This window comes from Mesorhizobium sp. M8A.F.Ca.ET.021.01.1.1 (assembly GCF_003998025.1).
In the GTDB taxonomy this organism is placed as follows: Bacteria; Pseudomonadota; Alphaproteobacteria; order Rhizobiales; family Rhizobiaceae; genus Mesorhizobium.
In genome coordinates this window covers 1-927 of record NZ_RZSJ01001007.1, presented here as the reverse complement: position 1 = coordinate 927, position 927 = coordinate 1, and the positions used below count along the sequence as shown (strand labels likewise).

Below are 927 nucleotides of genomic sequence, written 5' to 3'. Positions count from 1 at the left end.
GCGTCATGTCGTGATAGTGGCCGTCGCGGATGACGAAATACATCGGCACGTCGAGCGCCCATTCGACATAGTCGGCGAAGCCGAAATCGGGCGAGAAGCAGAATTCGAGCAGGCCGGAGCGTTGGTTGTCGGTGTCGCGCCAGATGTCGCCGCGCCAGCTCTGCAGCCCGTTCGGCCGGCTGTCGGTGAAGGGCGAGTTGGCGAACAGCGCCGTCGACAGCGGCTGCAGCTTCAGCGACACCTGCATCTTGCGGCGCATGTCGGCTTCGCTCTCGAAGTCGAGGTTAACCTGGATCGTACAGGTGCGATACATCATGTCGAGACCCTTGGTGCCGACCTTGGGCATGTAACGCGTCATGATTTCATAACGCGACTTCGGCATTTTCGGCGTTTCGGCCAGCGACCATTTCGGGCTGCCGCCGAGGCCGAGGAAGCGGATGCCCATCGGCTCGGCGATCTCGCGCACCTGCGCCAGGTGGGCATTGCCCTCGCGGCAGGTCTGGTGGATCGTTTCCAGCGGCGCGCCGGAGAGTTCGAACTGGCCGCCAGGCTCAAGCGAGATCGCGCCCTGGCCTGTCGGCTCGACCAGGCCGATGATGCGGCCGTCATCGATGATGGGATCCCAGCCCAGCTTGTTCTGCATGCCTTCGAGGATGGCGCGGATGCCGCGCTCGCCGCCGTAAGGCACCGGTGCGTTGCCATCGACATAGAACGGGAATTTCTCGTGCTCGGTGCCGATGCGCCATTTTTCGCGCGGCTTGTTGCCTTCGGCTAGATGCTCGACAAGCTCGTCTACGCCTTCGATTGGCCGGAAATCGGTTGTGTCGCGCGCCATTTTCAAGCCCTCAAAGGCGGTTGGACCCACCGCCGGCGCTAAATGGACGAAATGTCAGTAGCCGATCAAGCGAAAAATCCTGAGCCACAGGT

At 62.2% G+C, this 927-nt stretch carries 1 protein-coding gene; it reads right to left on the bottom strand.

Annotated elements, in window-relative coordinates; genetic code table 11:
• Window positions 1-835 (bottom strand): glutamate-cysteine ligase family protein (locus EOA36_RS36220; RefSeq protein ID WP_245464572.1); only part of this gene is annotated, 835 nt, incomplete at its 3' end.
• Window positions 836-927 lie beyond the last annotated feature (92 nt).